4 protein-coding genes are annotated in these 4973 nt (G+C 70.1%); all 4 read left to right on the top strand.

Annotation, left to right across the window (positions count from 1 at the left end; translation table 11 throughout):
* Positions 1-90: 90 nt before the first annotated feature.
* A complete protein-coding gene (gene bchI / locus AC5JJ6_RS41220; RefSeq protein WP_496047612.1) occupies positions 91-1071 on the top strand; it encodes a magnesium chelatase ATPase subunit I in 981 nt (326 codons plus the stop codon).
* Between the two features lie 9 nt (positions 1072-1080).
* Entirely contained in the window at positions 1081-2826 is a 1746-nt protein-coding gene (locus tag AC5JJ6_RS41215; RefSeq protein ID WP_496047611.1) for a magnesium chelatase subunit D, read from the top strand.
* A complete protein-coding gene (bchO, locus tag AC5JJ6_RS41210) occupies positions 2823-3695 on the top strand; it encodes an alpha/beta fold hydrolase BchO (RefSeq protein WP_496047610.1) in 873 nt (290 codons plus the stop codon). The genes AC5JJ6_RS41215 and bchO overlap by 4 nt, the downstream gene beginning before the upstream one ends.
* Positions 3696-3770: 75 nt before the next feature.
* Positions 3771-4670: an alpha/beta fold hydrolase gene (locus AC5JJ6_RS41205; protein ID WP_496047609.1), complete on the top strand. Its 900-nt coding sequence runs from the start codon at positions 3771-3773 to the stop codon at positions 4668-4670.
* The last annotated feature ends 303 nt before the right edge of the window (positions 4671-4973 follow it).

Below are 4973 nucleotides of genomic sequence, written 5' to 3'. Positions count from 1 at the left end.
GCCCTCGTGCGTCCCGTCAAGGAAACCTCTCCCGAGCGCGCGGCGGAGCGGGTCTGCTTCCCCTTCGCCGCCATCGTCGGCCAGGAAGAGATGAAGCAGGCGATCCTGGTCGGCGCCGTCGATGCCACCATAGGCGGCGTCATGGTGTTCGGCGACCGGGGCACCGGCAAATCGACGGCGGTCCGGGCATTGGCGGCCCTGCTGCCGCCGATGCGCGCCGTGGCCGGCTGCCGCTACAACTGCGATCCCGCCCAGCACGCGGCCCTGTGCCCGGAATGCAGGGCGAAGCGCGCCGCCGGCGAGCTGAGGAGCGTTCGCGTACCGATCCCCGTCGTCGATCTGCCATTGGGAGCCACGGAGGACCGCGTCGTCGGCGCGCTCGACCTGGAACGCGCCTTGACCCGAGGCGAGAAGGCGTTCGAGCCCGGCCTGCTGGCCCGTGCCCATCGCGGCTTCCTCTACATCGACGAAGTCAACCTGCTGGAGGACCATCTGGTCGACCTGCTGCTCGATGTCGCCGCTTCCGGCGAGAACGTGGTCGAGCGCGAAGGCATGAGCATCCGTCATCCCGCCCGCTTCGTCCTGGTCGGCAGCGGCAACCCTGAAGAGGGCGAGTTGCGGCCCCAGCTGCTCGACCGCTTCGGCCTGTCCGTGGAGGTCAAGACCCCGACCGACCTTGCCGACCGGATCGAGGTCGTCCGCCGCCGCGACGGCTTCGAGCGCGATCCCGCCGGCTTCGCCGCCCGCTGGAAGCGCGAGGAATCCCGCCTGCGCCGCACCATCGAAGCTGGGCGCTCGCGTCTGCCGTCGATCCAGGTCCCCGACGCCGCGATAGAACGCGCGGCGCGCCTGTGCATGGCGCTGGGCGCCGATGGCTTGCGCGGAGAGCTGACGCTGATCCGGGCCGCCCGCGCGCTTGCGGCGTTCGAGGGCGCCGAAGCCGTGACCGACAGCCACCTCCGCCGGATGGCTCCCCCGGCCTTGCGCCACCGGCTGCGGCGCAACCCGCTGGACGACGCCGGTTCCTCCGCACGGATCGAACGCGCCGTGGCCGAGCTGTTCGGCGCCTGAGCCGGCACGATGACACCCCCTGACGCCGCCTGGAAAAACGCCGTCCTGGCCGCAGGCCTCTTCGCGGTCGATCCCGCCGGTCTCGGCGGCATCTCGCTGAGGGCGTCGGCCGGACCGGTCCGCGACCGCTGGCTGGCCCTGCTGCGCGGCGTTCTTCCGCCCGAAACTCCCCTGCGGCGGGTGCCCTGCCACGTGGAGGACAGCCGCCTGCTGGGCGGGCTGGACCTGCCCGCCACCCTCCAGGCCGGCCGCCCCGTCGTGGAACGCGGCATCCTGGCCGAGGCGGACGGCGGTGTCGTCCTGCTGGCGATGGCGGAGCGGCTGTCTCCCCACATGGCGGGACGGCTGGCCGGCGTCCTCGACCACGGCACCGTCCGGCTGGAGCGCGACGGCTTCGCCCGCACCCTGCCGGCCAACGTCGGCATGGTGGCCCTGGACGAGGGCGCCGATGAGGACGAAGGCACGCCCGAAGCGCTGCTCGACCGCTTCGCCTTCCACGTCGATCTCGGCGGCATTGCCGCCGGTGTGACGGCGCGGTCGGAAATTCCCGCAGACGACATCGCGGCGGCGCGCGACCTGCTGCCCTGGGTCGCTGCATCCGACGACGTGCTGGACGCACTGTGCGGCACGGCTCAAGCGCTGGGGATCGCCTCGATCCGCGCTCCGCTGCTGGCCCTGCGGGTAGCCCATGCCGCAGCATCACTGGCGGGGCGAACCGAGGTCATCGAAGACGACGCAACGCTTGCCGCGCGTCTCGTCTTCAGCTCACGGGCAACGGCGATGCCGGCTCCCGAACCGCCTCAGCCCGAACCCGAACCAGAGCCCGAACCTCCGGCAGAGGAAAATTCCGCCCGTAGCGAAAACCGCCCGCTCGACGACGTCATTCTCGAAGCCGTCCGCGCCGCCATCCCCGACCACCTGCTGGAGCGGCTTCAGGCCGAAGCGGCGTCCCGTACAAAACCCGCGTCCGGGCGCGGCGGAGCCGAGCAGACCGCCAAAATCCATGGCCGTCCCGCCGGAGTCCGCCGAGCCAATCCCGGTCCCGGCTTGCGCCTCAACCTGATCGAGACCTTGCGCGCGGCGGCCCCCTGGCAGAAACTCCGCCGACGGGGCGACGATACCGACCCTTCCCGCATTCGGGTCATGCGCGACGATTTCCGCATCACCCGCTTGAAACAGCGCGTCCGGACGACAACGATCTTTGTCGTGGACGCATCCGGCTCCGCCGCCTCCGAGCGGCTGGCCGAAGCGAAGGGAGCCGTCGAACTGCTGCTGGCCGACTGCTACGTGCGCCGGGACGAGGTCGCCTTGCTTGCCTTCCGGGGCAAGGATGCCGAACTGCTGCTGCCGCCGACCCGCTCGCTGGTCCGCGCCAAGCGCAGCCTCGCCGGCTTGCCGGGCGGGGGAGGCACGCCGCTTGCCGCCGGGATCGACGCGGCGGCCGCCCTCGCCGACGCGGTCCGCCGCCGGGGCGGCACGCCGGCGCTGGTCATCCTGACCGACGGACGCGCTAACATCGCGCGCGGCGGCACCGCCGGCCGGGTCGCCGCCGAAGCCGATGCCATCAGCGCCGCGCGCGGCGTTCGCAGCTCCGGCCTGAAGGCGCTGGTGATCGACACCTCCGCCCGTCCCGAGCCGGCGGCCCGCCGTCTCGCCGACGCAATGGCAGCCCCTTATCTGCCGCTGCCGAGGGCGGATGCCGGCGCCATCTCCCGATCCATCCGGGCGGCGCAGGCCCCCTCGCTCCATCCATGAGGCGACCGCGCTGGGAGGTCGAGGGCCGTGCCTGGCCCAACCGCGAGGCCAGCAGCTTCGTCCAGGCCGCAGGGCTGCGCTGGCATGTCCAGCGGATGGGGCAGGGGCCGGAAATCCTGCTGATCCACGGCACGGGAGCGGCCACCCATTCCTGGCGCGGTCTCGCCCCGCTGCTCGCCCGGCACTTCACGATCCTGGCCCCCGACCTGCCGGGTCACGGCTTCACCGATCCACTGCCGGGGCATCGCCTGTCCCTGCCCGGAATGGCGCAGGCGCTGGGCGGATTGCTCGCCAAGCTCGAATTCTCTCCCACGGTGGCGGTCGGCCATTCCGCCGGCGCCGCGATCCTCGCCCGCATGTGCATCGACCGCCTGATCGAACCGCAGACGCTGGTATCGCTGAACGGCGCCTTCCTGCCGTTCCGGGGAGTCCCCGGCCATCTCTTCATGCCGCTGGCGAAGCTTCTGGTCATCAACCCGCTGGCGCCGCGCGTCTTCTCCTGGACCGCCGACTCCCGCGCGGTCGAACGGCTGATCCGGAACACCGGCTCGGCTCCGGACAAGGCGGCGATCGACCTCTACGGCCGGCTGATCCGCTGCCCCGGCCATGTCTCCGCCGCTCTCGGCATGATGGCGAACTGGGACCTCCACCCGCTGGTCCGCGACCTCCGCCGCCTGGAGCCCCGGCTCGTGCTGGTGGCGGGAGCGAAGGACAGCGCGGTCCCGCCGGAACAGGCCGCCCGCGTCCGGGACCTCGCATCCGCCGCGACCGTCGAAGTCCTCCCCGGCCTCGGCCATCTGGCTCACGAGGAGCGCCCGGACCTGATATCCCGCCTCGTCGAGCAACTGGCCCTTGCCGATGCACCCTAAAGGCTGTCATCCATGTTGACCGGACATGAAACAAGCGATGGGCACCGGAATGCGGCACGACAGCGGATATCATACATGAGCCGGTCACCAACCCTGCCACGGGCGCTCGACGCCGATCTTCACGAAACGACGGGCCGCGCCGGTCGGCTGGCCTACTATGTCGGCGGCGACGGTCCGCCGCTGCTGCTGATCCACAGCATCAACGCGGCGGCTTCCGCCTATGAAGTGAAGCCGGTCTACGACCGTATGCGGACCTTCCGCCGCGTCTACTCGGTCGAACTGCCGGGCTACGGCCATTCCGACCGCTCCGACCGGCGCTACGACATCCGCCTGTTCACCGACGCCGTCCACGACATGCTGGACCTGATCGAGCGCGAGACCGGCGGCCAGCCCGTCGATGCGCTGGCGCTCTCGCTGTCGTCGGAGTTCCTGGCCCGGGCCGCCGTGGAAAAGCCGGAGCGTCTGCGGACGCTGGCCTTCGTGACCCCGACCGGCTTCAGCAAAGGCTCGACCCGCGCCCATGGCGGCCTGCGGACCAAGGCATCTCGCGAAGTTCCCGGCGTCTACAAGGTCGTCAGCTTCCCGCTCTGGGCACAGGGGCTCTACAGCCTGCTGACCAGCAAGCGAAGCATCCGCTATTTCCTGGAACGCACCTGGGGCTCCAAGCAGATCGACGACCAGATGGTCGAGTACGACTACATCACGACCCACCAGCCCGGCGCCAAGCACGCCCCCTTCGCCTTCCTCTCCGGCCGCCTGTTCAGCAGCGACATCCGCGACCTCTACGAACGCCTGACCCAGCCCGTGTGGATGCCCCACGGCACGCGCGGCGACTTCAAGGACTTCAGCGGCGTCGATCTGGTCACCAAGCGGCCGAACTGGACGGTGCAGTCCTTCGACGCCGGAGCGCTGGTCCATTTCGAATGGCCGGACGAGTTCGCGGCCAGCTACCGGCGTTTCCTCGATGGTCATTGACAGATGCTGCGCCGGTCGTCACTTATATGGGTAGCTGGGGACTTGAGGTGAGAACAGCCTCCTCACACACGGCCATGCCGCTGAGCGCTCGTTGAGCGGCAGGCAGTAGAGTAGCCTCCCACAAAGAGGTGAAGAGATCCGGGGGTGGGCAGCCCGGCAGGTACCCTGCTGCAAGACATGCAAAAGGCCCCGGCTAGCGCGGGGCCTTTTGTTTTACGATCAACAGCGTCCCGGCTTCTCGGCGGTTGTCGATCTTCTTTTGCGATACTGGATACATTGAGAATATGCGGTAGCGTCCAAGCT

The sequence above is a fragment of the Skermanella sp. genome, from assembly GCF_059503625.1.
Note: the sequence above shows the minus strand (reverse complement) of the source record. Positions and strands in the feature narration are given on the sequence as shown.